29 protein-coding genes and 1 tRNA gene are annotated in these 24,461 nt (G+C 66.8%); 17 read left to right on the top strand and 13 right to left on the bottom strand.

Annotated features, from left to right (window positions below; genetic code table 11):
* Positions 1-63: 63 nt before the first annotated feature.
* Complete coding sequence (locus HACJB3_RS12250; protein WP_008415801.1) at positions 64-1,386, bottom strand: D-aminoacyl-tRNA deacylase; 1,323 nt, start codon at positions 1,384-1,386, stop codon at positions 64-66.
* 40 nt (positions 1,387-1,426) lie between these two features.
* Positions 1,427-2,815 carry a sodium/calcium exchanger protein gene (locus tag HACJB3_RS12255; RefSeq protein WP_008415802.1) on the bottom strand — a complete coding sequence of 463 codons (1,389 nt, stop codon included), beginning with the start codon at positions 2,813-2,815 and terminating at the stop codon, positions 1,427-1,429.
* Positions 2,816-2,939: 124 nt separating this feature from the next.
* Here HACJB3_RS12255 and HACJB3_RS12260 point away from each other — a divergent pair, with 124 nt between their 5' ends.
* Both HACJB3_RS12260 and HACJB3_RS12265 read left to right on the top strand, forming a co-directional pair.
* Positions 2,940-3,761: a shikimate dehydrogenase gene (locus HACJB3_RS12260; RefSeq protein WP_008415804.1), complete on the top strand. Its 822-nt coding sequence runs from the start codon at positions 2,940-2,942 to the stop codon at positions 3,759-3,761.
* A 21-nt stretch (positions 3,762-3,782) separates the two neighbouring features.
* Entirely contained in the window at positions 3,783-4,424 is a 642-nt protein-coding gene (locus HACJB3_RS12265; protein WP_008415806.1) for a helix-hairpin-helix domain-containing protein, read from the top strand.
* Positions 4,425-4,439: 15 nt separating this feature from the next.
* On the opposite strand, the gene HACJB3_RS12270 is transcribed toward HACJB3_RS12265, so the two are convergent.
* Entirely contained in the window at positions 4,440-4,730 is a 291-nt protein-coding gene (locus HACJB3_RS12270; protein ID WP_008415808.1) for a transcriptional regulator, read from the bottom strand.
* 101 nt (positions 4,731-4,831) lie between these two features.
* On the opposite strand from HACJB3_RS12270, the gene HACJB3_RS12275 reads away from it, so the two are divergent.
* On the top strand, positions 4,832-5,803 hold the full coding sequence (locus tag HACJB3_RS12275; protein ID WP_008415810.1) for a sugar phosphate nucleotidyltransferase: 972 nt from the start codon (positions 4,832-4,834) through the stop codon (positions 5,801-5,803).
* On the opposite strand, the gene HACJB3_RS12280 is transcribed toward HACJB3_RS12275, so the two are convergent.
* The 4 genes from HACJB3_RS12280 to HACJB3_RS12295 all read right to left on the bottom strand — a co-directional run bounded on the left by HACJB3_RS12280 (position 5,804) and on the right by HACJB3_RS12295 (position 10,162).
* The gene (locus HACJB3_RS12280; protein ID WP_008415812.1) at positions 5,804-6,508 is read right to left on the bottom strand and encodes a diphthine--ammonia ligase; all 705 of its coding nucleotides are present in this window, start codon (positions 6,506-6,508) and stop codon (positions 5,804-5,806) included.
* A 28-nt stretch (positions 6,509-6,536) separates the two neighbouring features.
* The gene (locus tag HACJB3_RS12285) at positions 6,537-7,673 is read right to left on the bottom strand and encodes a DUF373 family protein (protein ID WP_202946615.1); all 1,137 of its coding nucleotides are present in this window, start codon (positions 7,671-7,673) and stop codon (positions 6,537-6,539) included.
* Positions 7,674-7,707: 34 nt separating this feature from the next.
* Positions 7,708-8,703, bottom strand: a complete 996-nt coding sequence (sppA, locus tag HACJB3_RS12290) for a signal peptide peptidase SppA (RefSeq protein ID WP_008415815.1) — start codon at positions 8,701-8,703, stop codon at positions 7,708-7,710.
* 577 nt (positions 8,704-9,280) lie between these two features.
* Positions 9,281-10,162 (bottom strand): coiled-coil protein, encoded by an 882-nt coding sequence (locus tag HACJB3_RS12295; RefSeq protein ID WP_008415817.1) that lies wholly within the window; start codon positions 10,160-10,162, stop codon positions 9,281-9,283.
* Between the two features lie 291 nt (positions 10,163-10,453).
* Between HACJB3_RS12295 and HACJB3_RS20245 the strand changes: the two genes are divergently transcribed.
* The 3 genes from HACJB3_RS20245 to HACJB3_RS12305 are packed head-to-tail and all read left to right on the top strand — an operon-like array spanning position 10,454 to position 12,270.
* Positions 10,454-10,603, top strand: coding sequence for a hypothetical protein (locus tag HACJB3_RS20245; protein ID WP_008415819.1), 150 nt, complete (start codon positions 10,454-10,456; stop codon positions 10,601-10,603).
* 38 nt (positions 10,604-10,641) lie between these two features.
* Positions 10,642-11,472, top strand: coding sequence for a deoxyribonuclease IV (locus HACJB3_RS12300; protein WP_008415820.1), 831 nt, complete (start codon positions 10,642-10,644; stop codon positions 11,470-11,472).
* On the top strand, positions 11,473-12,270 hold the full coding sequence (locus tag HACJB3_RS12305; RefSeq protein ID WP_008415821.1) for a class I SAM-dependent methyltransferase: 798 nt from the start codon (positions 11,473-11,475) through the stop codon (positions 12,268-12,270).
* Here the strand turns inward: HACJB3_RS12305 and HACJB3_RS12310 are convergent.
* Entirely contained in the window at positions 12,267-12,911 is a 645-nt protein-coding gene (locus HACJB3_RS12310) for a DUF7095 family protein (protein WP_008415824.1), read from the bottom strand. The genes HACJB3_RS12305 and HACJB3_RS12310 overlap by 4 nt on opposite strands.
* A 78-nt stretch (positions 12,912-12,989) precedes the next feature.
* Here HACJB3_RS12310 and ncsA point away from each other — a divergent pair, with 78 nt between their 5' ends.
* Complete coding sequence (gene ncsA, locus HACJB3_RS12315; protein WP_008415826.1) at positions 12,990-13,991, top strand: tRNA 2-thiolation protein NcsA; 1,002 nt, start codon at positions 12,990-12,992, stop codon at positions 13,989-13,991.
* Positions 13,992-14,027: 36 nt separating this feature from the next.
* Positions 14,028-15,011, top strand: coding sequence for an aldo/keto reductase (locus HACJB3_RS12320; protein WP_008415827.1), 984 nt, complete (start codon positions 14,028-14,030; stop codon positions 15,009-15,011).
* Positions 15,012-15,071: 60 nt separating this feature from the next.
* Here the strand turns inward: HACJB3_RS12320 and ftsZ are convergent, their stop codons facing one another.
* From ftsZ to HACJB3_RS12335, 3 genes are all read right to left on the bottom strand, one after another.
* Positions 15,072-16,217: a cell division protein FtsZ gene (gene ftsZ / locus HACJB3_RS12325; protein ID WP_008415828.1), complete on the bottom strand. Its 1,146-nt coding sequence runs from the start codon at positions 16,215-16,217 to the stop codon at positions 15,072-15,074.
* Positions 16,218-16,219: 2 nt separating this feature from the next.
* On the bottom strand, positions 16,220-16,399 hold the full coding sequence (locus tag HACJB3_RS12330) for a ribbon-helix-helix domain-containing protein (protein ID WP_008415830.1): 180 nt from the start codon (positions 16,397-16,399) through the stop codon (positions 16,220-16,222).
* A gap of 166 nt (positions 16,400-16,565) precedes the next feature.
* Positions 16,566-17,060: a double zinc ribbon domain-containing protein gene (locus tag HACJB3_RS12335; protein ID WP_008415831.1), complete on the bottom strand. Its 495-nt coding sequence runs from the start codon at positions 17,058-17,060 to the stop codon at positions 16,566-16,568.
* Positions 17,061-17,197: 137 nt separating this feature from the next.
* On the opposite strand from HACJB3_RS12335, the gene HACJB3_RS12340 reads away from it, so the two are divergent.
* Together HACJB3_RS12340 and HACJB3_RS12345 are read left to right on the top strand one after the other, a co-directional pair.
* Positions 17,198-17,271, top strand: a tRNA-Tyr gene (locus tag HACJB3_RS12340).
* 285 nt (positions 17,272-17,556) lie between these two features.
* Positions 17,557-17,967, top strand: coding sequence for a type IV pilin (locus HACJB3_RS12345; protein ID WP_238532763.1), 411 nt, complete (start codon positions 17,557-17,559; stop codon positions 17,965-17,967).
* Between the two features lie 78 nt (positions 17,968-18,045).
* On the opposite strand, the gene HACJB3_RS12350 is transcribed toward HACJB3_RS12345, so the two are convergent.
* Positions 18,046-18,345, bottom strand: a complete 300-nt coding sequence (locus HACJB3_RS12350; protein ID WP_008415834.1) for a hypothetical protein — start codon at positions 18,343-18,345, stop codon at positions 18,046-18,048.
* Positions 18,346-18,431: 86 nt separating this feature from the next.
* Here HACJB3_RS12350 and HACJB3_RS12355 point away from each other — a divergent pair, with 86 nt between their 5' ends.
* On the top strand, positions 18,432-19,631 hold the full coding sequence (locus tag HACJB3_RS12355) for a M24 family metallopeptidase (protein ID WP_008415837.1): 1,200 nt from the start codon (positions 18,432-18,434) through the stop codon (positions 19,629-19,631).
* 40 nt (positions 19,632-19,671) lie between these two features.
* On the opposite strand, the gene HACJB3_RS20250 is transcribed toward HACJB3_RS12355, so the two are convergent.
* Entirely contained in the window at positions 19,672-19,809 is a 138-nt protein-coding gene (locus HACJB3_RS20250; RefSeq protein ID WP_008415839.1) for a hypothetical protein, read from the bottom strand.
* Between the two features lie 122 nt (positions 19,810-19,931).
* Here HACJB3_RS20250 and HACJB3_RS12360 point away from each other — a divergent pair, with 122 nt between their 5' ends.
* The 6 genes from HACJB3_RS12360 to HACJB3_RS12385 are packed head-to-tail and all read left to right on the top strand — an operon-like array spanning position 19,932 to position 24,461.
* Entirely contained in the window at positions 19,932-20,549 is a 618-nt protein-coding gene (locus HACJB3_RS12360; protein ID WP_008415841.1) for an HAD family hydrolase, read from the top strand.
* Positions 20,546-21,445, top strand: coding sequence for an adenosylcobinamide-phosphate synthase CbiB (cbiB, locus tag HACJB3_RS12365; RefSeq protein ID WP_008415844.1), 900 nt, complete (start codon positions 20,546-20,548; stop codon positions 21,443-21,445). Before HACJB3_RS12360 ends, cbiB begins: the two co-directional genes overlap by 4 nt.
* Positions 21,436-22,170, top strand: coding sequence for an adenosylcobinamide-GDP ribazoletransferase (gene cobS, locus HACJB3_RS12370; RefSeq protein ID WP_008415845.1), 735 nt, complete (start codon positions 21,436-21,438; stop codon positions 22,168-22,170). Before cbiB ends, cobS begins: the two co-directional genes overlap by 10 nt.
* Entirely contained in the window at positions 22,170-22,715 is a 546-nt protein-coding gene (locus HACJB3_RS12375; RefSeq protein WP_008415847.1) for a GTP--adenosylcobinamide-phosphate guanylyltransferase, read from the top strand. The genes cobS and HACJB3_RS12375 overlap by 1 nt, the downstream gene beginning before the upstream one ends.
* Positions 22,716-22,738: 23 nt before the next feature.
* Positions 22,739-23,749 (top strand): aminotransferase class I/II-fold pyridoxal phosphate-dependent enzyme, encoded by a 1,011-nt coding sequence (locus HACJB3_RS12380; RefSeq protein WP_008415849.1) that lies wholly within the window; start codon positions 22,739-22,741, stop codon positions 23,747-23,749.
* Entirely contained in the window at positions 23,742-24,461 is a 720-nt protein-coding gene (locus HACJB3_RS12385) for an adenosylcobinamide amidohydrolase (RefSeq protein ID WP_008415851.1), read from the top strand. Before HACJB3_RS12380 ends, HACJB3_RS12385 begins: the two co-directional genes overlap by 8 nt.

The following is a 24,461-nucleotide window of genomic DNA, read 5'->3' on the forward strand; positions in this document are numbered from 1 at the left end:
GCGCGCTCGTAATGTACCCATCGTAATGATTGTTCCCGTTTACGTCCGACGAGCGTCCGACTCTCAGGCCCGATAGGACAGCTCTCGGACCCGCTCTGAGGTTACTGCCTCGGGCTCGATGGTCCGGCCGTCGACTTCGACAGCCTCTCCGGAGGCGAGTTTGCCGAACGCCGGCCCCTCGGGCACGCCGAGGGTCGCCGCCTTCTCTGGATCGAAGGCTCGCTCGCGGATCCGGATGTCCTCGGAACCCCGTTCGACCTCGTACTCGCGGTCGAGGAGCGCCACGAAATCGTCGAGGAGCGCCTCCCGATCGTTCGCTCCCGCGAATGCGGCGCGCTCGCCGATCTCGCTACCGTTCTCGGTGGTGTCGAAGGCGACTGTGTGGCGCTCGACCGCCCCGCGAACCGCCTCGGAATCGATCGGGCGGGCCGTTTCGAGCAGCTCGACGGGCAACGGTTCGACCGCGAACGCTTCGCCCTCGCCCTCGCCGAACCGCAACCCCTCCTCGACGGACCCGAGTTCGGATTCGAGCCGTTCTACGAGTTCGAGGTCCCGGTCGCCGACCTCGCGGAGCCACGTCTCGCCCACGACCCGATAGCCCAGTTCCTCGATAACCGATTCAAGTTCGGGCCGGTCGCCGTCGATGACCGCGAGTTCGGCCCCGCTTTGCTCGAAGGCCTGTCGGATCACGTCGGGGTCGAGCGCACCCATCGCCTCCAAACACCAGTCGGCGCCGATATGGCCGACCGCCCACGGCGTTTCCCTCACGACCCGCTCGGGTCGCGGGACGTAATGGCCCCCACCGAAGGCGACGACCTGTCGTTCCTGGTGGGCGCCTCCCTCGAGGTCGAGGACCGACCGGGCGAGCGCGCGGGCGCCCGCGTCGTCCTCCCACTGGGCCTCGTCGCTTCCCAGTTCCGCGAACAGGGAGGGGACCCCCACCGAGGTCGGCCCGTGGTGGGTACACTCCATACCGACCTCGTAGCCATCGGGGGCGTGCTCGCGGAAGTTTTCGAGGAGGCGTTTGTGTGCCGCCGGGGCGGCCGCCGCGAGTTCGCCCTCCTCGCCGCCGAACTCCGCGGGTCCGAAGTTCCCGGTGAAATGAGCCGTCAGCAGTGGCCCCGTCTCGCCCGAATGCCGGGAGGCGAACACCACGAGATCAGGCTCGGAGAAAGCCTCGGCGACGCCCTCCAGTTCGAGGTGCCACGCCTCGAAGGTGCGAAGCTCGAAGCTCGTCGTCTCGGTTTCGAGGGTATGGTAGGTGCTCCCGCCCTCGGAGTCGGGTCGGGCCGGGTCCTCCCGGGCGCGCCAGTCGGCGACGTCCAGCAGGTGCTCACGGATCAGTTCGGAGGCGCAGTCGGCGCGGCTGGCGACGATCGCGATCACTCACGTCGGTAGGGGCCCGGGAGGAAAAAACCGGTCGGGATCAGTCAGCCCCGCCGGGACGGACTTCGCGCGAGCCGACGGCGGATCGGGCGGTTGCTCCCGCCCGGGCGAAGAGGTTCCGGAGCTCCCCGCGGCGGGTCACAAGCAGGTAGCCCCCGAGCAGGAGATAGACGGCGGTATACCCGTACAGGAGATCGAGGCTTAGCGCCTCGGCGACGCCCTCGGGATAGATCCGGATGACGGCGAACTCGATGGCGACCTGCGAGACGAACAGGACCAAGAGGACGAGCGCCTCGCGCACGCTGATCTCGAAGTTCGAGAGGATCGCGAGCGCGAAGAGGCTCTGGGCGGCGGTGATCCAGATCTCGGCGACCTGCTTCTGGTCGAACGGAAGCGCTCCAAGGTGGCCCGCAGCGATGGAGTAAACCACCGCGAGCGTCCCGATCAGGAGCGTCCACTGGTTGAGCTTCGAGGAGATCAACGCGTTGAACCCCGCCGTCGAGCGGGCCTTGTTGACGAGGTAGGCGACGACGATGAGTTCGGGCGATTCACTCGCGAGCGGCGCGATCCACTGGATCATGAAGAACTCCGGGATGCCGTTCTGGATGCCGATGGTCTCAAGACCCATCGCGAAGGGGTGGACGGCGGTGTAAATCATCGCCCCCGAATAGGCAAACAGCGAAAGGACGACCCCGATCCGGGCCGGCTTCGGGAACGACTGGAAGTACGCGGGAACCCCGACCTGTTCTTCGTGTTCCTCGACATCGCCGCGCGCGATGATGAGGATGTACAGCACGTACAGTCCCACGAGGACGGCCGTATCGAAGAGGCCGATCCCGCCGGCGGACCCGCCGCCGGTCAGGCTCGCCATGCTGAACGGGACGACGAAGGCGAAGGCGGTCGCCGCAAAGAGGAACGCGATCTCGACGCTCAGATCCCGGTCGATGGAGACGGCGTTTCGTAGGCGTCCCTCCCGGTGCTCGACGGCAGGATCGCTCGCGGACCCCGCCCGGTAGACGGTAAAGAGCGCGATGGCCGACCAGCCGAGACCGATGAGGATGCGGTTCGCGCCGGTCATGTTCGCGACCGCGAGGTTCGCGGCGTCGGCTCCCCGCTGGGTGCCCTCTAGCGAGCCGGCCTGCCAGGCGTACAGCGCGTCGACGGCGTACTCGGGGGCGACCGCAAGCACCGCAAGCACCGCGATGGCGAAGGCACGAGGGACGTCCTTCTCCGCGGTTTCGGCCCCCCACGCCAGCAGGAACGACGAGCCGAGGACTGCGATCCCGGAGACCGCGACGGTAAGCACCGCCGAGTAGGGGGCACCGGGTTCGACGTGACCGCCGTGGGTGAACCACGTATACACCCACGGAACGGTGAGGACGAACGTCAGGACGACCGCGACGAGCGGGTGGCGAAAACGCTGTAGCATCGTCCTGAGAGGGGCGGGATAGGCACGTATCTCTTTTGTTACTCGGTCGGCCCGCAAACGGAGGTTCGTGGACCGGGTTCGGTCCGGTCCGTTTATCGGGTGGGGCGACGACACTACTCTCGTTATGGACGTCTACGGACTCCTCGGCAACCCCGTCGGCCACTCGCTATCCCCGCCGATGCACGAGGCGGCCTACCGGGAACTCGGAATGGACGCCCGGTACGTCACCTTCGAGCCCGACCCGGAGTCGCTCGAGGCTGCGATCTCCGGGGCGAGCGCGCTCGGGATCAAGGGACTGAACGTGACGATCCCGTTCAAACAGGAGGTGCTCACGCTCGTGGAACTCGACGACCTGGCCGACCGGATCGGTGCGGTCAACACCATCGACCTTACGGGGACGCCGACGGGGTACAACACCGACGCCGCGGGTGCGCGCCGGGCGCTCGAGCGCCACGACGTCGATCTCGACGGCGCGCGTGCGGTGCTGATCGGGGCCGGCGGGGCCGCACGCGCGATCGCGTTCGTCCTCGCCGACGAAGGGGCGACGATTCAGATCGCAAACCGGACCAAAGAGCGCGCAGAGGAACTCGCAACGGCGGTCCCGCAGACGACCGGCCACGGCCTCCCGGACCTGCCGGACCTGCTCGAAAACGCCGATGTGCTCATCAACGCCACCAGCGTCGGGATGGAGACGGACACCTCGCCGGTGCCCGCGGAGTCGCTACACCGCCATCTGACGGTCATGGACGTCGTCTACCGGCCCCTCGAGACCCGGCTGCTCAGGGACGCAAAGCAGACCGGCGCCGAGACGGTCGACGGGGGGTGGATGTTGCTCTATCAGGGCGTCGAAGCACTCGAACGCTGGACGGGACGGGAGGCGCCGGTCGAGGCGATGAACGAAACCCTCCGAGGGGAACTGACCGACGAGGCGGGCGCTTTTAAGTAGGTCGGCACGTATATCCCCCCAATGGCACTGCTGAACAAGCTGAAATCGTTGCTCGGACTCGACGACGGGCAGTCGGGTAGCGATCGGCAGGGCACCGACGACGTCGGCGTCACGGTCGAACGCGACTCCGGCGCCAGCGCCGGCAAACCGGCCGAGGAGTCCCCGCCGTCGACGCCCGCTCCCGGATCCGAGGACGCCGAACCCGAACCGGCAGACGGGAGCAAGTCCGATCCCGAACCCGAGGCCGGGACGGAGCCGGCCGCTGGGACCGACGTCGAGGCCGAGATCGAGTCCCCGTCGCCGGCCACCGGGACGGACGACGTCGAGGAGCATTCGGAGGGCCAGGAGGGCCCGCTCATCGACTCGGAGTCCGAGCCCATGGAGACGGTCGAGTCCGAACCCGTCGACGAAACCGGGACCGAAACCGAGGACGCGGACCGAGACTCCCACACCGGAACCGACGCCGCGGGACCGGAGGCGGCCGAACAGGAGGCCCTCCGGGAGATCAAGGGGATCGGGCCCTCGTATGCGACGAAGCTCTCGGAGGCCGGCGTCGACTCGGTCGCGGACTTAGCTGCGGCCGACGCGGGCGAGCTCTCGTCGGCGACGGGCCTCTCCGAGAAGCGCATTCAGGGTTGGATCGACCGCGCACAGGCGCGCTGAGTGGCGTCGGTCGGACTACTCGATGAGGAACGCGGGTTCCTCGACGCTTTCTGCCTTGCAGTCGGGACACCGAGAAGGGACGTTCAGCGGGTCGTCGAACGCCGAGAACCCACACTCGCGACACGTCGGCGGGGAGACCAGCAGGCGTCCGTCCGTGCCCTCGGTGCTCCGAGAGACGTGCTCGACGTGTGAGAGTGCGCTTTCGGTCGTGATCGCGAACTCGCTTGCGAGCGCGCTGGGGGTCGCAGGCCCCTCGCGCAGGCGGGCGGCGATGCGCTGGCGTGTGGTGGCGCTCGATTCGCGCATACGAATCGGAGACGGCGCGAGCACAAAAACCGTCGGTGTCGTGGTCGGTGGGAGCGCCCGGCACGGGAAAACGACTTAGCGTCGGGGCCTCATGTGCGAGCATGGACGCCATCGTGTTGGCAGGTGGGTACGCGACCCGGTTGTGGCCGATCACGAAACACAGGCCGAAGATGTTCCTCCCGGTCGGCGGGGAGACGGTCATCGATCAGGTGTTTGCGGGACTCGAGGCCGACGAGCGGATCGAGGACGTCTACGTCAGCACCAACGAGCGCTTCGCCGAGGACTTCGAGGAGCACATCGCGGCGAGTCGCTTCGAGAAACCCCGCGTCTCCGTCGAGGACACGAGCGCCGAGGACGAGAAGTTCGGCGTGGTCGGCGCGCTCGCCCAGTTGATCGAACGGGAGGGACTCGCCGAGGACACCCTCGTCATCGCGGGGGACAACCTGATCAGTTTCGACGTCAGCGACTTTATCGACTTCTTCGAACGGAAGGATGCGCCGGTGCTTGCGGCCTACGACGTCGGCTCGTACGAGCGCGCGAGTCAGTACGGGATCGTCGATATCGAGGGCGATCGGGTGGTCGGCTTCCAGGAGAAACCCGACGAACCCGAGAGCACCCTCGCCTCGATCGCCTGTTACGGCTTTCCGGCCCGGACCCTCCCGCAACTGGGCGAGTACCTCGAAGACGGTAACAACCCCGACGAGCCGGGCTGGTTTATCCAGTGGCTCGTCGATCAGGGCGAAGTCTACGCCTTTACCTTCGACGAGGCGTGGTACGACATCGGCACGCCCGAGAGCTATCTCGAGGCCGTCTCGTGGTTTCTCGACGGCGATTCGCACGTCCATCCCGACGCGACCGTCGAGGACTGCGAGATCGGCGAGAACGTCCACATCATGGCCGGCGCGCACCTCGAAGGCGTGACCGCCGTAAACTCGGTGGTCTTCCCCGACGTGACCGCCAGGAACTGTGAACTGCGGGGGACGATCATCGACGAGGGGACCCACGTCGAGGAGATCAACCTCGCGGGCGCGCTCATCGGGGCCCACACCCGGATCAACGGCGAAGAGCAGTGACTACTCGCCAAGCCAGGCGTCGGTGACCTGTAGCTTCCCGCGAGTGCCGTCCCACTCGACGGCGTACTCGAGTTCGATCGGACGATCCATATGCGGGCCGTCGGTCACGAGCGTCTCGAACTCCCCGCCCTCGCCAAGCACGTGGACGCCGTAGCGCTCGTTGAGGGCGATCAACTCCTCGAGGGCTGCCCGGTCGAGACTGCGGCCGAGCCATGACTCGTCGAGGCCGGCCGCGGCGACCTGCACGATCTGTATCTCGAAACCCGCCGCGAGCATTGCCTCGGCGAGCGCGACGGGGTCGCGCTCCCACAGCGGAGTGTACGTCTCCGCGTCCAGCCGTTCTGCCATCGCTTCGATCCGGGTCGTTTGAAACTCGCTTTCGACCGCGCCGGCGATGATCCCGTCGACCCCGACCGCCGTATCGAGGTCCGAAAGGGCGCGTTCGAGCGGTTCGAGTTCCGCGTCACCCTGTGTGCCCGAGTCGACGACGCCGTCGGTCCCGACGGCCGACTCGACCTCGAGGAGGTCGATGCCGATGCTGTCGGCCGCGAGGGCCGCGAGGTCGGTCGCGGGGACGTGATACATATACGAGTCGGCGGCGGGGTGGACGGTGAGCAGTCGCGAGACCGTCCGCCCGGAGTCGAGCGCGCGATACAGCGCCCACGAGGAGTCCTTCCCGCCCGAGAAGAGCGCGATCCAGTTCATACGGAGTGTTCGCCCCGATCGACAAAGGTCAGTCGGTCGCTTCCGCCGGTTCGGGCGCGCCGGCAAAGCGGGCCGCAGCCCGGACCCCGACGAGGCTCACGACGACGCCGGCGACGACGAAGACGGCGAGGCGCTGGAGCGGCGAGAGGACGAACGCCTCGACCGAGACGACCCCCACGTCGACCGGCGGGACGGCGCTGTGGTCGATCACGCCGCTTCGCTGGAGGAAGTACGCCGCGAACCCGCGGACGATCAGCCCCAGTGCGATCACCCCGAACGGGAGATTGAGCGCGGCCGTCGGAAGGGGCTCGTCGTGGATCGCCTCGTCGAGCAACCGGCCGGTACTGGCCGCCAGCGCGGCCATCGCGAGCCAGGGGACGCTATCGAAAACGAACCGCATGGCGGGCTCGAAGACCCCCTCCTGGGATTCGAGCCCCGAGACACCGAGCAGCCCGGCGAACACGCCGATCAGCGCGAGGCCCGCCCCGACGACGTAGGTCACGACCGAGACCTGCCCCGAGTAGAGTGCGTCTCGCACCCCGGCGGGCACCGTCGAAACGTAGACGTCGACGCCGAGCCCCTTATAGAGGAGAAACAGCCCGAAGACGGCCGTCAGCGAGGCGACGGCGACGACCGGCCCCATCGTCGCGAGCAGTATCGGAAAGACGATCAGCGCGAGCCCGAGGGGCACGAGCGTCGTCTGGCGGAGCTCCTCGTCGCCGAGGAACTGCTTGAGCAGGTAGTACGTCGACTCGATGTCGCGGGCCTGGCGGACGACCACCCGGTCGACCGAGTCGACGGACAGGCGGCTCTCGATGACGGGGACAAACCGTTCGTCCTCGGCGCTGTCGGTGACGATGATCGCCGAGTCGACCGCGTGGGCGTCGCGGATCGCCTCGATCTGGGCGGCGATCGACCGGCCCGCGCCGACCGCGTCGGGGCCGCCGGTGACGAGCGCGACCGTCGGCTCCTCCCCGTCCTCTTGGAGGTCGCGGGCCACTCGCAGCGTCTCGAGCAGACAGTTGACGCTCGAATCCTCCGGATCCGCGAGCCCGACGTCGATCACCAGCGACCGCACCGCGTCCCAACCGACGACCGGCGGGGAGGCGTCGGCCGCCCGCGCGATCCCGTCCGACCGGTCGAGACACACCACCAACGTACTCACGGTGTGCGCACACAAACGCCGGCCGGATAAAAACCTACAGGCGAACCTCGATCTCCCGATCCGACTCGCCGAGCACGCTCGCGATCCCCGCGCCGAAGGCGTACGCGACCGAGGCACTCCCGATCGAGAGCCGGGCCATCATCCCCTGATCGGGCTCGAACGCCCGGACCTCGGGGTCGATATCGAGGAGGTCGGCGAGCCGGTCCTCGGCGTCCTCGCGGGTGCCGAGCGCGTCGACCAGCCCCAGTTCGAGGGCCTCCTCGCCGACGTAGACGCGGGCCTCGGTCGCGCGGACCTCCTCCTCGGAGAGCTCGCGGCCCTCGGCGACCCGCTCGACGAACTGGCCGTAGAAATCGTCGATCAGCCCCTGGAGGTAGGCCCGTTCGTGGTCGTCCATCTCCCGGAGGGGGACGCCCGCGTCCTTGAACTCGCCCGCCGCGAAGCGCTCGTAGGACAGCCCCACCCGCTCTGCGAGGGCCGCGGCGTTGACTCGCGAGCCGATCACGCCGATACTTCCCACGAGGGAGGCCTCACGTGCCAGCAACTCGTCACAGCCGCTGGCAATCCAGTAGCCCCCGCTCCCACAGACGTCGGTCGTATAGGCGATCGCCGGTCCCTCGAAGGCGACGATCGCCCGCCTGATGTCGTCGCTCGGGACGACCTCCCCGCCGGGCGTGTTGAGCTTCACCAGGAGTCCCTCGACGTCCCCGTCGTCGGCGGCGGCCTCGATCTGTTCGACGACGTCGTCGGTCGGAGTGGTGTTGGGACCGTTCGGGAGCCGCCCACCCCCTCCGTCCCGCGAGATGGGTCCCTCGACGGCCACCTGTGCGACGTTGTAGGTCGTAAAGGCCTTGCTGGCCAGCCGACTCGCGATCCGCAGCCCGATAAGCGCGGTAGCGATCACGAGCAGGACCCCGATGAGTTCCACGCCCGTTGTCGGCAGTGCGAAAAACAGCACGTAACCGACGGCCGCGGCGAGTAGCGCACCGACCAGTGAAACCGCTAGTCGTCCGATAGCGTCCGAGTTCATGCAGACCTCCGAATCATACCCACTGCTTACGCTCTCGGGCGGTTAACGTTTCGTCTACGGGGCCAGCCTCGCTACTCGTCAGATCGCTCCGTCAACTACCGTTTCGTTAGCGTTGCCTAGTACTAATACCCGGTTCGACGAATCGCACCGGTTCTCATCAGTAGCAGATGCCAGTTCCTATCGTATTCGATCGGCGTTTAAAGAAATCAAGTACTATTAGACGAATTTAGCACGGGTCGAAGGAAGCCACGCACGAAAGCGACGATACCAATGACGACTCCTAGTAGATATCCAGGGTTAGACGCTGCCTCTAGACTGCTGGCAGGTGAGTTGACCACCGCGATAATAGCTAATCCGACGAGATATCCAATTGGAAGGAAAATTGCTATCAAAACCCAGCCATTATTTCTGATGTCATCCACTTCCCGTAATTAGAATGTTATATATATGTATATATATAAATTACGGACAATAACAACCGCAATAGCCGCGGTGGCGGACCGGCGCGGCTCCGTCACGTCGGTTTTTCGAGAAGATTTTTGCGGCGAGCGCACCCGAGCCGGAAAGAGGTCCGTTTCTAGAGCAGGCCGGTCTTCTGGAGCTTCATGAGGTCCTCGGTGTCGAGGGTTTCCCCTTCCTTGAACTTCTGGTAGATCTCCTCGGCTTCCTCTTTGGCTTCCTCGCGCTCTTGCTCGCGGTTGGACTTGCGAGCTTTCTCCTCTTTCTTGTCGAGTTCGCGCAGGCGCTTTTGGACGCGGACGAAGTCCTCGTGGTGCTGGTCTGCAGCCTCCTGGACCTCGACGAAGGCTTCGTGCATCTCGTCGGCCTCGTCCCTGATATCGTCGGCCTCCCGGTAGGCCTCGATCATCTGGTTGTGGTGTTCCTGGGCCTGGTCGGCGAGTTCCGTGACCTGCTGGTGGTGCTGGGAGGCTTCCGAGCGGACCTCTTCGGCTTCTTCGACCATCCCTTCGAGGTCGTCGTTGCCTTCGAGTTTCTCCTGGCGGGTCCGGTACTCCTCGCGTTTGTTCTCGATCTTCTCGATGAGTTCGCGCTCGTCCTCCGTCGAGAGGACCTCGGTCTGTTGTTTGAACTCGAGCTGTTCGATCTCCTCTTCGAGCTCCTCGAGCCCCTTGCCGTCGTCGAGTTCGAGGTCCGATTTCCGACCCTCGACCTCGTCGAACAGCTCGTTGGCCTTCGCGTTGAGCTCGTTTCGCTTCTGTTTGTGCTCTTGGACCTGCTCGTTGAGCTCGTCGCGTTTCTCCCTGTGCTCCTGGGCTTCGTCGACCTTCTCGCGGGTCGCCGCGTTGAGCTCGTCGCGCTTCCCGGCGCGCTTCGAGGCCATCTGGTTGAGGTCGTTCCGGCGGTCCCGGAGCTTGCCGGCGAGTTTGATGAGCTGTCCTTTCGAGTCGCTTTCGAGGTCGGAGTCGCTGACCTCGATGTTCTTGCTTTCGTCTACCATGCGTAGTTAATCCGTTATCCATCCCTCCACCGAAACCCGGCAGTGTACACTCGTCATCGCAACCACCCGTGTATAAGGATGCCCTCTCATTTTTCGAGCGATACTGCCGCCACGTCGGTGGCGTTCTGGTACCCCATACTACCGTCACGATCGGTTTAACTGTTGCGGTCGTGACACCCTGTAAATCGGTACCAAGACGCTCGAAATCGGGGTTTTGGCCCTCGGCGGATCAGTTTCACTTCCAGTCCGCCCGTGGCGCAGGGTAATGGCCCCGCAGCCCGAGTATCGAGTATGTTCGAACGGCTCGCGTGTACTTGCGAGGGGTGCGATCGGCCTCTGACGGTGGACGATCCCGAACTCGAGTTCCGACGGGGCGAGTGTCGCCGTCGGGCGTACGAGTGTGGTTGTGGGACGGTGACGATCACGGTCGCTCGTCGGTAAGTCGAAGCCACTATCCCCCCCGGCGGGCTCCCCCCTGCATGCACGTCGGAGCACACGTCTCGATCGCCGGCGGGGTCGACAACGCCGTCCCGCGACAGCTCGATATCGGGGGCAACTGCGGGCAGATCTTCACCACCTCACCGCAGGTCTGGGCCCAGCCCGAGATCGGCGAGGAGGAAGCGGAGCGCTTTCGCGAGGGAACGGACGAGAGCCTCGACGGGCCGTGGGTGATCCACTCGTCGTACCTCGTGAACCTCTGTACGCCCAAGGAGGACCTGCGCGAGAAATCGGTCGCGAGCATGCAGGCCGAACTCGAGGCGGCCGAACAGTTGGACATCGAGTTCGTCAACGTCCACCTGGGTGCCCACACCGGTGCGGGCGTCGAGGGCGGGCTCGAGAACGCCGCGAGCGCACTCGACGAGTTGGACGTCCCTGACGGGGTGACGATCCTGATCGAGAGCGACGCCGGGTCGGGAACGAAACTCGGCGGGGAGTTCGAACATCTCGCACGCGTGCTCGAAGCCAGCGCGCAGGATCTGGACGTCTGTGTCGACACCGCCCACGCCTTCGCGGCGGGCTATGACCTCTCGACCGCCGCGGGCGTTCGGGAGGCGGTCAGCGAGTTCGACGACGTCGTCGGGCTGGAGCATCTGCGGTGTATCCACCTCAACGATTCGAAACACGCCTGTGGCACCAACAAGGACGAACACGCCCACGTCGGCGAGGGCCTGATCGGAATCGATGGAATGGAGGCGATCATCAACCACCCCGACCTCGAAGACGTACCGCTGGTGCTCGAAACGCCCACCGAGGACGGCAAGAGCTACGAGTGGAACATCGACCGGGTCCGCGAGTTGCGCGGCGAGTAGATGCGCCGGTTCGATGCCGACTACCTCGAGGAGACGCGCCGCGGGATGTGGGAGGAGGTCGGCAAACTGGTGGACCTCGACCTCGGGTCGCGAACGCGGGTCGCGGACGTTGGCTGTGGGACGGGCGAACTCACGCGCGTGCTCGCCCGCGAGAGCCCCGCCGAGGTGGTCGGGATCGACGCCGACCCGGCTCTACTGGACGCCGCCCGCGAACACGGTCCCGTGCTGGCGGGCGACGCGACCCATCTCCCCCTGCGGACGAACGCGGTCGACCTGGTGACCTGTCAGGCCCTGCTGATCAACCTGCCCGAACCCCGGCGAGCCGTCGCGGAGTTCGCGCGGGTCTCCTCGGCGCTGGTCTGTGCGATCGAACCCGACAACGGGGGCGTCGAGGTGAAGTCGACGGTCGGTCGTGAGGTGGACCTCGCACGGCGCGCCCGCGAGCACTACATCGAGGGCGTCGGGACGGACGTCACCCTCGGGGCCGATAGTAGGGACCTGTTCGAAGCGGTCGGGTTGTCCGAGGTTCGGACCCGCCGGTACGACCACGAGAAGGTCATCGAGCCGCCCTACGGCGAGGCGGCCCTCGAGAGCGCGAGGCGAAAGGCGACGGGCGAGGGACTCGAAAGCGATCGCAGGACCATGCTCGGGGGCGATCTCGCGCCCGCAGCGTTCGACGAGTTGCGCGCCGAGTGGCGCGAGATGGGCCGCGAGGTGATCGGGCAGATGCAGGCCGGCGAGTACGAGCGAACGGAACGGGTGCCCTTTTACGTGACCGTCGGACGGGTCGACAGTTAGACCACGTCCCCTCGCACCGTCGCGCCCTCCTGGCGCTCGCGGTAGGCCTGTAGGGTATCGGCGGCCTCGCGGGCCTCGCCCTCGTCCATGCCGAGCATCTCGAGGGCGTTCGGAAGCGTCGGAAGGACGAGTTCGCCCGAGCGCAGTTTCTCGAGGGCCTTCGCGCTTCGTTGCCCGTCGACCCACAGACAGACCCCACGGGGGTCGAGGATCCGCTCGTAGTCGTTTCGCATCATCGCGCCCTGCAGGCGTTGGGTGACGTTGTCCTCGAAACTCGCGTTGCAGACCTCCAGATGGATCGGCTCGTCGTCCCCGAGGAGATGAGCCGCCAGACACCGCTCGGGAGCGGCGTAGCCGTTGTCGTTGGCCCGAACGAACTCGGGGAACGCTTCGGCCCACTCGCCTCTGACCGTCTGTCCGACCCCCTTCACGCCGTATCGCTCCTCGAAGGCCTCGCTTCGGCCCCCGTCGCTTTCGAGGAGGATGTCCTTGGTCAGGTAGACGTCGAGGCGCTCGATGGGGTCGAGTCCCAGCGAGACCTCGCCGTAGACCCAGATCTCCCGTACCGGAACGGGCATCGGCTCGGACTCGACGGTCTCGATCAGTCGTTCGACGCGCTCGACCGCCGCGGAACGGTCCATTGGGTGTCGTTGGCGACCTGCCCGCAAAACCCCCTCGGAGCGAAACCGTCATACGCCGAGGTGGGTTAGAGTCGGGCGATGGAGTGTACGAAGTGCGACCGCGAGGCGGTCATGCACGCGGCGTACTCCGGAGCACACCTCTGTGAAACCCACTTCTGTGAGTCGGTCGATCGGCGGGTCAGAAAGCGGATCCGGGAGGACTCGCTGCTGTCGGACGCGGCGACCCCCGAGGACCCCGAGACGTGGGTGATCGGTCTCTCCGGGGGAAAAGACAGCGTCGTCCTCACACACGTCCTCCACGAGACGTTCGCACAGGACCCCCGCGTGGAGATCGTCGGACTGACGATCCACGAAGGAATCGAGGGCTATCGCGATAAGAGTCTGGACGCCTGTGTCGAACTCGCCGACGAGATAGGAATTCGCCACGAGGTCGTCAGCTACGCCGAGGAGTTCGGCGTGCGCATGGACGACGTCGTAGAGGACGACCCCGAGAACATGGCCGCCTGTGCATACTGTGGCGTGTTCCGCCGGGACGTCCTCTCGCGGTACGCCGAAAGGCTAGACGCCGATAAACTGCTGACGGGCCACAACCTCGACGACGAAGCCCAGACCGCCTTGATGAACTTCTTGGAGGGTGACGTCGCCCAGATCGCCAAACACTTCGACGCCTCGCTGGGCGGGTTCGGGGACGAAACAGGAGGATCGAACGGGCGAAACAACGACGGAACACGGGCGGAAAGCGACGAGTTCGTCCCCCGGGCAAAACCCCTGCGGGACGTCCCCGAGAAGGAGGTCGCGCTCTATGCCCATCTGAAGGACTTGCCGGCTCACATCACCGAGTGTCCCCATTCGAGCGAGGCCTACCGGGGCGAGATCCAACGCTTGCTCTACGATCTGGAGGAGAACCACCCCGGGACGCGCCACTCGATCATGGCCGGCTACGAGGAGTTAGGAGAGATCGTCTCCCACGAGTACGACGACCGGAGTGCCGATCTGCGCGAGTGTGATCGGTGTGGATCGGCGACGACGCGCGAGATCTGCCGGAAGTGCTCGCTGCTTTCGGCGATCGAGGCGGTGTAAGCGAAGCTACAAGCGGCTAGCGTTCCCGGTTGAACCATGCGACAGCGCCCGCTCGGACGCACCGGTTGGACCGTCTCGGAGATCGGCCTCGGCACCTGGCAGGTCGGCTCCGATTGGGGCGACGTCTCCGACGAGGAAGGGCGGCGCGCGATCCACGCCGCCCTCGACGCCGGCGTCGACTTCATCGACACGGCCGACGTCTACGGCGACGGCCGCAGCGAACGGCACATCGCGACTGTCCTCGAGGAACGCGAGGAGGAGCCGGTCGTCGCCACCAAGGCCGGTCGCCGGCTCTCGCCACACGAGGCCGACGGCTACACCGAAGAGAACCTGAGAGAGTTCGTCGACCGGAGCCGGGAGAACCTCGCCGTCGAGACGATCGACCTGCTCCAACTGCACTGCCCGCCCACCGAGGCCTACTACCGACCGGAGACCGTCGACGCGCTCGATACCCTCGTCTCCGAGGGCCGGATCGGCGAGTACGGCGTCAGCGTCGAACGGGTCGAGGAGGGGCTGAAGGCCATCGAGTACCCCGGCGTCCAGACGGTCCAGATCATCTTCAATCCGTTCCGCCAGCGCCCCGCCGAACTGTTCTTCCGCGAGGCTGAGCGCCGCGACATCGGCGTGATCGTGCGCGTGCCCCTGGCCTCGGGCCTGTTGACCGGAACCATCGACGCCGACGACCAGTTCCCCGAGGGCGACCACCGCAACTACAACCGCGAGGGCGAGGCGTTCGACCGCGGCGAGACGTTCGCGGGCGTCCCCCTCGAAGACGGCGTCGAGGCCGTCGAGGAACTCGAACGGGTCGTCCCCGAGGACGCGACCATGGCGCAGTTCGCGCTGCGCTGGATCCTGAGCTTCGACGCCGTCAGCACGGTGATCCCCGGCTCGACGAGCACCGAGCACATCGAACAGAACGTCGCGGCGGCCGACCTCCCGGCGCCCGATGACGCACAACACCGGGCGGTTCGGGACGTCTACGAACGCCACATCGCGCCGGCGGTTCACCACCGCTGGTAGACGATAGACGCACGATCGGAGAGGTCGAAAAGAAAAGGAGGGCGACGGGGTGTGGTCGCCTCAGCGAATGACGTCCAGCCCGTTGTTTTTCTCGCGTTCGTCCCGCCCGCCGTCGCTCTGAGCGCCGGTGTCGACCTGCTGGCCGTTGATCGAGGCACGCGAGCGGTCGGCCTGTTTCTGTGTGCTCGGCCCGAGGATCTGGGCGCTCTGGACGCCCGTCATGATGGCCATCACCCGCACCTTGCCCTTGTACTCCTCCTGAATGCGCGCGCCCCAGATGACGTTCGCGCTGGCCTCGAGGCGCTCGGTGATGTTGTCGGCGATGCCTTCGGCCTCCTTCAGGGTGAGGTCCGGGCCACCGGTGATGTGGACCAGCCCACCCGAAGCGCCACGATAGTCGACGTCCAGAAGCGGGTGGTTCATCGCGTCCCGGACCACCTCGTCGGTCTTGTTCTTGTCCTGGGTCTCGCCGACGAGCATCACCGCGACGCCGCCCTGGTTCATGATCGCGGTCATGTCGGCATAATCGAGGTTGATCAGGGAGGGCTGGGTGATCGTCTCGGCGATCCCCTTGACCGTCTCGGCGATGATCTGGTCCATCACCGAAAAGGCCTTTCCGATCGGGAGGTTCGGGACGTAATCGAGCAGGCGGTTGTTGTCGAGCACGATGATCGAGTCGGCCTCGTTGCGCAACTTCTCGAGGCCTTCCTCGGCTTTTACTGTGCGTGCACGCTCGACGTTAAAGGGCGTCGAGACCATGCCCACGACGATGGCGCCCTGGCTCTTTGCGATCTTCGAGACGACGGGCGCAGCGCCGGTTCCGGTGCCGCCGCCCATACCGGCGGTAACGAACACGAGGTCGGCGTCGCCCAGTACTTCCTCGACGGTGCCCGTAGCCATCTCGGTGGCGCGTTCGCCCATCTCGGGGTCGCCACCGGCACCGAGCCCCTGCGTGAGGGACTTGCCCACGAGGATCTTGGTGTCGGCCTCGATCATCTGGAGGTGCTGTTTGTCGGTGTTGATCGCGACCGTCTCGGCACCCTCGACGCCGATGTTGTAGAGGCGGTTGACGGTGTTGTTGCCGGCACCGCCACAGCCGACGATCACGATACGAGGGTCGCCGAAATCATCGGCCTCGCCGAGTTCGCGCTTTCGTTCCTGCTCTGCCTCGGCGTTATCGAGCGCGTCGCGGACGATGTCCTGCATCGTTACACCTTTGCCCACGTGCGGTCGGAGCCTTGGGTGTCCTGGCTTACACCCCGTTCGTCGAGCATCTCCCGTACCGCGGCGCGAATCGCCTCGCTGCGGTTGGGGAACTGCCCCGTTTCGACCATCCGTTCGACCTCCTCGATCTGTTGTTCGGGAATTCGTAGTGTCACACGTTCCATGGTATCTTCCCCTGTCGTAAGACGAGGACCGTTTGGCGGCCATAGTGTCTTACACTGTAGCCAAACTCGCCCCATCCGTGGCGAGAAGGTGGCTAGCGCGTAAGACACGTCTTACATGGCCGTATCGTGCTCCCGTGAACTATTAAAACTACCGGCCGGTGTACGACTACGGATCGAGGACATCGGCGGCCGGTGTCCGACGGCCGCAGCTCGGACAGAACGCCCAGTCGGTCCGCAGTTCGACTCCACACTCGCATGAAGCGGGGTCAGCGGCCTTCTCGCCACAGTTCGGACAGTAGACGTGATCGGCGTCGACGAGTTCACCACACTGCACACAGTGGACGTCCGGGGGACGCTCGGCCGCATCGGATCCGTGCGTTTGCGGCGTTTGCGCCGACTCTCCATCGGAACGGGGACGGTCGTCCTCGACCGTCACAGTGACGTTTACGCCCGGAGCGGACTGCTCGTCGAGACGGTCCGTGATCCGGGAGTCGATCCGATCGGTGATGAGCGCATCGAGCGAATCCGACGCCGTCGGTTCGGCGGCGGGGGACTCGAGGTACGCGCGAAGCGCTTTGCGCATGACCTCGCTCTTCGAGGCGTCCATGGCCTCGATGCGTGCGACGAGGTCGTCGTCCGCGCGAAACGTGATCTTGCTCATCCAGCTAGGCGTTCATAACCCGTCCGGGTATTTGAACGTTTAGCATCGTGTCGGACGGGTGTCTCCCGCGTCCCTCGTGGCGAGTGTGGGTCGAATAACAACCCTTAAGTCCGAAAACGCACGACGGGTAGGTGTCGCCGCTCTTAGCTCAGCCTGGTAGAGCAGCCGACTGTAGATCGGCTTGTCCCCCGTTCGAATCGGGGAGAGCGGACTCGGATTTTCTCCGCGCCCACCTGCGAGAGCGACCGCCTCGCCAGCGGCGCGCCCGATGACGCCATCCCCGAGCTCGACGGCCGAAATCCCTCATCGGAGAGAACAGTAAATTGATAAGTCGTTTATCTCGTAACTATTATATAATCTCCCAAACATATTGGATAACAAGCACGAAGGCATCGAGGAGGACACCGGCCCTGGTGGCCGGTTCCGCCGTCGAGCCTCACGACCGTATCGGGGTGTGGTCACGGCGCTGTTCTCGTCCTTTCGTGTGCAGACAATCATGAGCTTGAAAACACTCACACACAAGGTCCGCGGCCTCTGCAGCGGCGAGGACCGCGGCGTATCGCCCGTGATCGGCGTCATCCTGATGGTCGCTATCACCGTGATCCTCGCGGCCGTCATCGGGGCGTTCGTCCTCGGCTTAGGTGATGACCTAGGCGAGAATCCGCAAGCAAGTATTAGTACCAGTAATGGGAACGTGACCGTGGATAGTCTCGGTAATGCAGATGGAATCGCGATTACTGATGATTCCAACAGTGTGCAGACAACGATAGAGAGTACAGGAGGGAGTGATACGATCGACGATGGAGATACCAGAGTTTGGGTCTATATTGGAGATACACCTGCGGATGGTGAAAATATGGACGAGTACAATGGTGATGCACAGCTAATGGAATCTGATCTTAGCTAGGATAAAGACACTCTAAGTTTATAATGTACTAATTTCCTGCTACCATCTTTGCATTTGTGGAAGGACGATCATTAGAGACTAATCAGCGAGTTCTTCCGGATCCAGTTCCCCGCTGAGGTAGGCCCGACCGCGCTCGGCCAGCCGGTACTCGCCGCCCTCACGTTCGAGCAGGTCCCGGATCGCGAGCTGTCGGCACCGATCCGCGACGTACTCCTCGCTCTTTTCGAGGCTCGTCGCGATCTCGGCGGGCCGCATGGGACCCTCCACGAGCTGTTCCATGACCCGCTCGTCGGTGTGGGTCATCCAGTCGATCCGCAGGCGCGCCTGCTGTTCGCGAAACCCGCCACGCACGAGCCGCGAGAGGAGTCCGTCGCTCATACCGGGCGTTCGGGCGCGAGCGCCTTAGGCCCGCCGCCCGGGTCGCTTCGGGAGGCTTATCCGCCGGCTTCGCGTCGCCCGGTGACATGGCGACACGGCTTCCCAACGAGGAGTTCGACGCGCGACTCGAAACCGTCCGCAGGCGGATCGCCCGGAGCGAGCACGACGCGGGCGTCTGGTTCGACGCGACCAGCATCGAGTACCTCACCGGCTTCGCGCACGTCCAGACCGAACGCCCCGTCGTCCTCGGCCTCACCGACGAGCGCTGTGAACTGGTCGTGCCCCGACTGGAGGTCGAGCGATGCGAGGACAACCCGCGGATCGACCGGGTCCACAGCTACTTCGACTATCCGGGCGGGCACCCGATGGAGACCGTCGTCGAAATGCTCCGGGAGATGGGCGTCGAGTCGGTGCTGGCGGACGCCGACGGCGCACCGGGCGTCATGGGCTACGAGGGGCCCGCCCTCTCGGCGTCTCTCGGGGTCGAAACCCAGTCGTGGGTCCCGCGGATGCGCTGGGAGAAGTCGTCGGCCGAGATCGATCTGATTCGGGAGTCCGCGAAATGGGCGAACCTCGGCCATCGCTATCTCGCCGAGTGCACCGAACCCGGCGCTCACCCCGCGACGGTGAGCCAGCGCGCCTCGATGGAGGCGTCCAGAGCCATGCTCGATACCCTCGGCGAGCGGTTCGTCGAGCGGGTGCGGGCAAGCGGGCCGGTACAGGCGGGCTACATTAGCGCCCGCGAGACCGCCCTGCCCCACGGCCATACACCCAACCAACGGCTGCGCGAGGGCGACGTCCTGATCACGGGTGCGAGCGCGAACGTCGACGGCTATCGCTCGGAACTCGAACGCACCATGTTCGTCGGCCATTATACGGACGAACAGGCCCACTATTTCGAGGTGATGCTCGAGGCACAAGACATCGCCATCGAGGCGCTCGGGCCGGGTGTCCCGCTCGCGGACGTCGACGAGGCGGTGTGGAGCTACTTCGAGGAGCAGGGACTCACCGACCTCGCCCGGCACCACGTCGGCCACAACATCGGGCTTGGGGCCCACGAACCGCCCTACATCGACCGGGGGTGGGCCGCCCACTGCGAGGCGGAGGCGACGGGCTACGGGGAGTCGGACGCCGTGATGCGACCCGGACACGTCTATACGATCGAACCGGGGATCTACACCGAAACCGAGGGCTATCGTCACTCGGATACGATTGCGATCACCGAGGAGGGCACCGAGTCCCTCACCTACTTCCCGCGGGATCTCGAATCGAACGTGATCCGCTGAGGCGGACGGTCGCGGGCGACGCCCGCAGCCACGACCGGTCTCAGAGCTGTCGTTCGGCCTCGCGCACCCCTTGTGCGATCGATTCGCGCTCGAAGTAGACCGCCTCGACGGTGAAGACCGCGGCCGCGATGGGGCGACGAGCCAGAAGACCGAGGGGAGCTGTGCGTAGAGGTACCACGTCAGCATGACGAAGAAGGCGCCCGATCGACGGCCCCGACCAGCGGCCTCACGTTTGTGCTTGCATCAGCACCCCCTGAACCGACCGAGCGATTCAAGTTCGCTTTCGCCAATCACACGGTAGTGGCAGTCTCGTTCGACCTCTTCGGCACGCTCGTTCGTGCCCCCAAACCCGCCGACCCGGCGCGGGCGATCGCCGCCGAACTCGAATCGCGGGGCGTCGAGGTTCCCGACGACTGGGAGGTGGCCTATCGCACCCCGTGGATCGACGCGCCCGAGGGCGCGGAGGTACCCTTACCGGCCCACGTCGCGCGGGCACTTTCGGCCCGCGGGGTCTCGGTCCCCGAAAACGCGGCCCGACGCGCCGTGATCGCGGCGTTTGACCCCGACGTCGAGCGTCGCGAGGGGGCCGTGGAGGCCATCGCGGCGGCTCGCGAGTACGGTCCCGTCGGCCTGCTCTCGAACTGCAGCGTGCCCGAACTCGTCTCTCGGACCCTGATCCGCGCCGGCCTGCGCGGGGAGTTCGACGCGGTCGTCACGAGCGTGGGCTGTGGCTGGCGCAAACCCGATCCGAAGGCGTTCAAGGCCGTCGCCGCCGAACTCGACGTGCCCGTCGCGGACCTCGTCCACGTCGGGGATTCGCCGGATGCCGACGGCGGAATCGAGGCCTGCGGGGGCCGGGCGATACTGCTCGATCGAGTTGCGCTCCCGGCGGTTCCCGAGCGCCTCGCAGAGCGATGAGCGACGCGCTCGTGGCGCTCGCGCTCGCGGTCGGCCTCGAACTCGCGATGGGAGAGCCACCTACGACGGCCCACCCCGTCGCGTGGTTCGGCCGACTCGTCGGGCGGGCGGATCGGGCGTGGTCCCGTCCCCGCACGGCGGGACTCGCCGTCGCCATCGCGTTGCCCGTGCTGGCGGCGGGGGTGGTCGTCGGGGCAGTCGCGCTCGCGGGCGGCGTCCATCACCTCGTGGGGGCCCTCGCCGCCGGAACCCTCCTGTTCGTCTCGACGAGCCTGCGGATGTTGCTGGACGTGGCGCGGACGGTGATCGCCGAAAGCGAACACGATCCCGTACGAGCGCGCGAGTCGGTTCGCGCGCTCGCCGGACGGGACGCGACGGACCTCTCAGCCGGCGAGATACGGAGCGCCGCCGTCGAGAGCGCCGCGGAGAACCTCGCGGACGGGCTAGTGGCACCCCTCGGCGCGTTCGCGGTTCTCGCCCCGGTCTCGCTGTCGCTCGCGGCGGGTGCGGCGACGTGGGTCAAGGCGGTCAACACGCTCGATTCCATGCTCGGCTATCCCGAGAAGCCCCACGGCACTGCGAGCGCTCGCCTCGACGACGCCGTGATGTGGCTGCCTGCCCGCGCGAGCGCCCTCCTGCTCGCACTGGTCAGCGGGCGCCCGTACGCGCTCGTCCGGGCCGCCGAGTGGGCGCGCGCGCCGCCCTCGCCCAACTCGGGGTGGCCGATGGCGACCCTGTCGAGCGTCCTCGACGTCCGCCTCGAAAAGCCGGGCGTCTACGTCCTGAACTCCTCGCGGGGGCTGCCGACGGTTGCCGAGGCGCGCCGCGGGGTCCGGACCGTCGCGCTCGCGGGCGCGCTTGCGTACCTGCTCGCAGGGGTGTTCGCGTGGTCCTAAACGCGCTCCGGGGGGCGCTCGGGTTTCTGACCCGCCTGCCGGTCGGCCGGGACGAACGCGCGTGGGAGGCGTTTCGCCGGACGCCGACCGCGTTCCCGCTCGCGGGCTATCCCGTGGGGGCACTGCTCGCCGTCCCCCTGCTCGTTCCAGGCCCGTCCCCGACCGTCGCGTTCGCGTTCCTTCTGGGGGTCTACCTCCTCACCGGGATCAACCACGCCGACGGCGTCGCGGATCTGGGCGACGCGGCGGTCGTCCACGGGGGGCCGGAGAAACGACGGGACGCCATGCACGACACCACCACCGGCGTCGGCGCGATCCTCGCGCTGGGAACCGTCCTCGTGGGCCTGGCGCTCGCAGGACTGGCGCTGGCGGCGCTCCCGCTCGCGGTCGCCGCCGGGATCGTCCTTGCGGCCGAGGTCGGCGCGAAGTTCGGGATTGCGCTGCTTTGCTGTCTCGGCGACCCGGCCCACGAGGGGCTGGGCTCGCAGTTCGCCGACCACGCGCCGCGGGCGCTTCTCGGTCCGCTGGCCGCGACCCTTCCAGTAGCGGTCCTCTCGCTACCGGCGTTCGCGAGCGTCTGTGGGGCGGGACTCGCGGCCGTCGTCGTCGGCCGGTGGGCCAACCGCCGACTGGGCGGGGTCAGCGGCGACGTACTGGGCGCGGCGAACGAGATCGGACGGGTCCTCGCGCTGCACGCGGGGGTGATCGCGTGGACGCTCTGGTGATGTGTGGCGGGCGGGGGACCCGACTCGAGATGGGCGAAAAGCCGCTGGTCGAGGTCGGCAGAAAGGCGATGGTCGACCGGGTGATCGGGGCCGTCTCGCCGGTCGTCGGGACCGTCCACGCCGCGCCCTCCCCCCACACCCCCGAGACGCGGGCGCACCTCGCGGGCCGGGTCCCGCTCGTCGGGACGCCCGGCGAGGGCTACGTCGAGGACCTCACGGCGGCGCTCGCGGTGATCGGACGCCCGGTCCTGACGGTCACGGCGGACCTGCCGCTTCTCCGGCCGGCGGACGTACGGGCCGCACTCGACGCCTATGGATCGGGCTCGCTGACGGTGGGCGTACCCGCCGAGCGAAAGCGCGAACTGGGCGTCAGCGTCGATACGAGCTTCGAACACGAGGGTCGCGAGATCGCGCCGACCGGGCTGAACGTGGTCGGGGACCACGGGGAGGCGGTCCGGGTGCTCGACCGGATCGGCCTCGCGGTCAACGTCAACACATGCTCTGATTTGGAAGTCGCTTCGGCTGTCATTTCCGAACGCTTCTAAGCCCGCGCGGTAATGAAGAACGCATGAAGCCGGACGCTATCGAGGGGGCGCGGCGCGTACCACACGGGGGTTGTACCGATCCGGGGATCACCGACTTCAGCGCGAACATCAACCCACGGATCCCATCCGGAATCGCGGGCGTCTACGAAGGGGCGTTGATGCAGTCGAAACGCTACCCGGCCGACGACTACCCCGAATATCGGACTGTCGCCGGCGAGTACGTCGGCTGTCCGCCCGAGGACATCGTCCCCACACCGGGCGGGCTCGCGGGGATCAGACTGGCGCTCGCGACGAGCGTCTCCTGTGATGACTCCGTGCTCGTCCCGGCCCCGAGTTTCGGCGAGTACGCCCGCGAGGTCGAACTTCAGGGAGGTGTCGTCGAGCGTGTCCCCCACGACGAGATCCTCCGGACCGACCCGAGCGACCACGCGATGGCGATCGTCTGTAACCCGAACAACCCGACCGGGACGGTCTACGAGTCCGGCGATCTGCTGGATTTCCTCGCGCGCTGTCGGCACGCCGACACCACCTTGCTCGTCGACGAGGCGTTTCTCGGGTTCACCGACCGGCCCTCGATGGCGGGCCAGCGCGGCGCGATCGTCGCCCGGTCGCTCACCAAACTCTTCGGGCTCCCGGGCCTCCGGGCGGGGTTTCTGGTCGCCTCCGGCGCTCCGGGTGAGCGCCTCAAGAACGCCCGGCGGACCTGGAACCTCTCGACGCCGGCGGTGGCGGTCGGTGCCCACTGCATGGCCCAGCGGGAGTTCGTCACCGAAACCCGAGAGCGCGTCCGAACCGAGCGCGAACGGCTGGTCGCGGCCCTCGACGGCGAGTACGACGTCAGCCCCTCGGAGGCACCGTTCCTCCTGCTCGAAACGGGCGAGCGCGCGGTCGACCGGGTGATCGAGCGCGTCGCACTCGAGGACATGACCGTCCGGGACGCCCGCACGTTTCGGGGCCTCGATTCGCACGTCAGGGTCGCGATCAGGACCCCTGAGGAGAACGACCGGCTGCTCGACGCGCTGCTGGATGTTTGAGACGCGGGTCCGCGAGGGCGTCCTGCAGGTCGAACGCGAGGGGACCCGATGGCTCAGCACCGGCTGGGACGGGGGCCCCTCGGAAGGCGCGGTGGCGTACAACGTCTCGGTGCCCGAGGGGTGGGACGAGACCGACCTCGCGGCGTACGTCGATGCGCGGTGCGAGCGGGCAGGCTTCGAGCGGCCGGGACCGGCGCTTCTGACCGGCGTCGACCTCGAACACGCCCGGAGAGCGCGCTATGGCTCCGTGGAAGCGATCGCCACGGCGGGCGTCTCGAACCCAGCCGGGCTGCCGATGGAGCCCTCCGGCGAGCCGAGCGTGCCCGCCGGGGAGGGCGTCGGCACCGTCAACCTGATCGTCGGAACGACCCGTGCCCTGGCGCCGGGGGCGCTCGCGAACCTCGTTGCCATCACAGCGGAGGCCAAGGCCGCGACCCTCTTAGAGCGGGCGGGCGCCCCGGGGACGACCACCGACGCGGTGATCGCGGCCTGTGACCCCGCCGGTGAGCGCGTCGCGTTCACCGGGAGCGCCACGCCGGTAGGAGCCGCAACCCGCGCCTGCGTGCGGGAAGCAGTGGCCGCAAGCCTCGACTCGCGCTACGCCGACCGGGCACTCCCCACCGTCGCGGAGGCCGAGTACGGTGTCGAGACCACGGAACGCGCCGCGGTCAGTACGATAGGGGACCGAACCGGCGAAGTGGGTTCACGATAA

It is taken from the genome of Halalkalicoccus jeotgali B3, assembly GCF_000196895.1.
GTDB classification, from domain to species: Archaea; Halobacteriota; Halobacteria; order Halobacteriales; family Halalkalicoccaceae; genus Halalkalicoccus; species Halalkalicoccus jeotgali.

Coding starts and splice junctions, on each gene's coding strand:
- HACJB3_RS12355 (WP_008415837.1), top strand. CDS start 18,432: ATGGCGACACGGCTTCCCAACGAGGAGTTCGACGCGCGACTCGAAACC.
- HACJB3_RS12255 (WP_008415802.1), bottom strand. CDS start 2,815: ATGCTACAGCGTTTTCGCCACCCGCTCGTCGCGGTCGTCCTGACGTTC.
- HACJB3_RS12280 (WP_008415812.1), bottom strand. CDS start 6,508: ATGAACTGGATCGCGCTCTTCTCGGGCGGGAAGGACTCCTCGTGGGCG.
- sppA (WP_008415815.1), bottom strand. CDS start 8,703: ATGAACTCGGACGCTATCGGACGACTAGCGGTTTCACTGGTCGGTGCG.
- HACJB3_RS12270 (WP_008415808.1), bottom strand. CDS start 4,730: ATGCGCGAATCGAGCGCCACCACACGCCAGCGCATCGCCGCCCGCCTG.
- HACJB3_RS12300 (WP_008415820.1), top strand. CDS start 10,642: ATGCACGTCGGAGCACACGTCTCGATCGCCGGCGGGGTCGACAACGCC.
- HACJB3_RS12260 (WP_008415804.1), top strand. CDS start 2,940: ATGGACGTCTACGGACTCCTCGGCAACCCCGTCGGCCACTCGCTATCC.
- HACJB3_RS12310 (WP_008415824.1), bottom strand. CDS start 12,911: ATGGACCGTTCCGCGGCGGTCGAGCGCGTCGAACGACTGATCGAGACC.
- ncsA (WP_008415826.1), top strand. CDS start 12,990: ATGGAGTGTACGAAGTGCGACCGCGAGGCGGTCATGCACGCGGCGTAC.
- HACJB3_RS12265 (WP_008415806.1), top strand. CDS start 3,783: ATGGCACTGCTGAACAAGCTGAAATCGTTGCTCGGACTCGACGACGGG.
- HACJB3_RS12320 (WP_008415827.1), top strand. CDS start 14,028: ATGCGACAGCGCCCGCTCGGACGCACCGGTTGGACCGTCTCGGAGATC.
- HACJB3_RS12350 (WP_008415834.1), bottom strand. CDS start 18,345: ATGAGCGACGGACTCCTCTCGCGGCTCGTGCGTGGCGGGTTTCGCGAA.
- HACJB3_RS20245 (WP_008415819.1), top strand. CDS start 10,454: ATGTTCGAACGGCTCGCGTGTACTTGCGAGGGGTGCGATCGGCCTCTG.
- ftsZ (WP_008415828.1), bottom strand. CDS start 16,217: ATGCAGGACATCGTCCGCGACGCGCTCGATAACGCCGAGGCAGAGCAG.
- HACJB3_RS12295 (WP_008415817.1), bottom strand. CDS start 10,162: ATGGTAGACGAAAGCAAGAACATCGAGGTCAGCGACTCCGACCTCGAA.
- HACJB3_RS12305 (WP_008415821.1), top strand. CDS start 11,473: ATGCGCCGGTTCGATGCCGACTACCTCGAGGAGACGCGCCGCGGGATG.
- HACJB3_RS12345 (WP_238532763.1), top strand. CDS start 17,557: ATGAGCTTGAAAACACTCACACACAAGGTCCGCGGCCTCTGCAGCGGC.
- HACJB3_RS12380 (WP_008415849.1), top strand. CDS start 22,739: ATGAAGCCGGACGCTATCGAGGGGGCGCGGCGCGTACCACACGGGGGT.
- HACJB3_RS12330 (WP_008415830.1), bottom strand. CDS start 16,399: ATGGAACGTGTGACACTACGAATTCCCGAACAACAGATCGAGGAGGTC.
- HACJB3_RS12275 (WP_008415810.1), top strand. CDS start 4,832: ATGGACGCCATCGTGTTGGCAGGTGGGTACGCGACCCGGTTGTGGCCG.
- HACJB3_RS12385 (WP_008415851.1), top strand. CDS start 23,742: ATGTTTGAGACGCGGGTCCGCGAGGGCGTCCTGCAGGTCGAACGCGAG.
- HACJB3_RS12375 (WP_008415847.1), top strand. CDS start 22,170: ATGTGTGGCGGGCGGGGGACCCGACTCGAGATGGGCGAAAAGCCGCTG.
- cbiB (WP_008415844.1), top strand. CDS start 20,546: ATGAGCGACGCGCTCGTGGCGCTCGCGCTCGCGGTCGGCCTCGAACTC.
- HACJB3_RS12335 (WP_008415831.1), bottom strand. CDS start 17,060: ATGAGCAAGATCACGTTTCGCGCGGACGACGACCTCGTCGCACGCATC.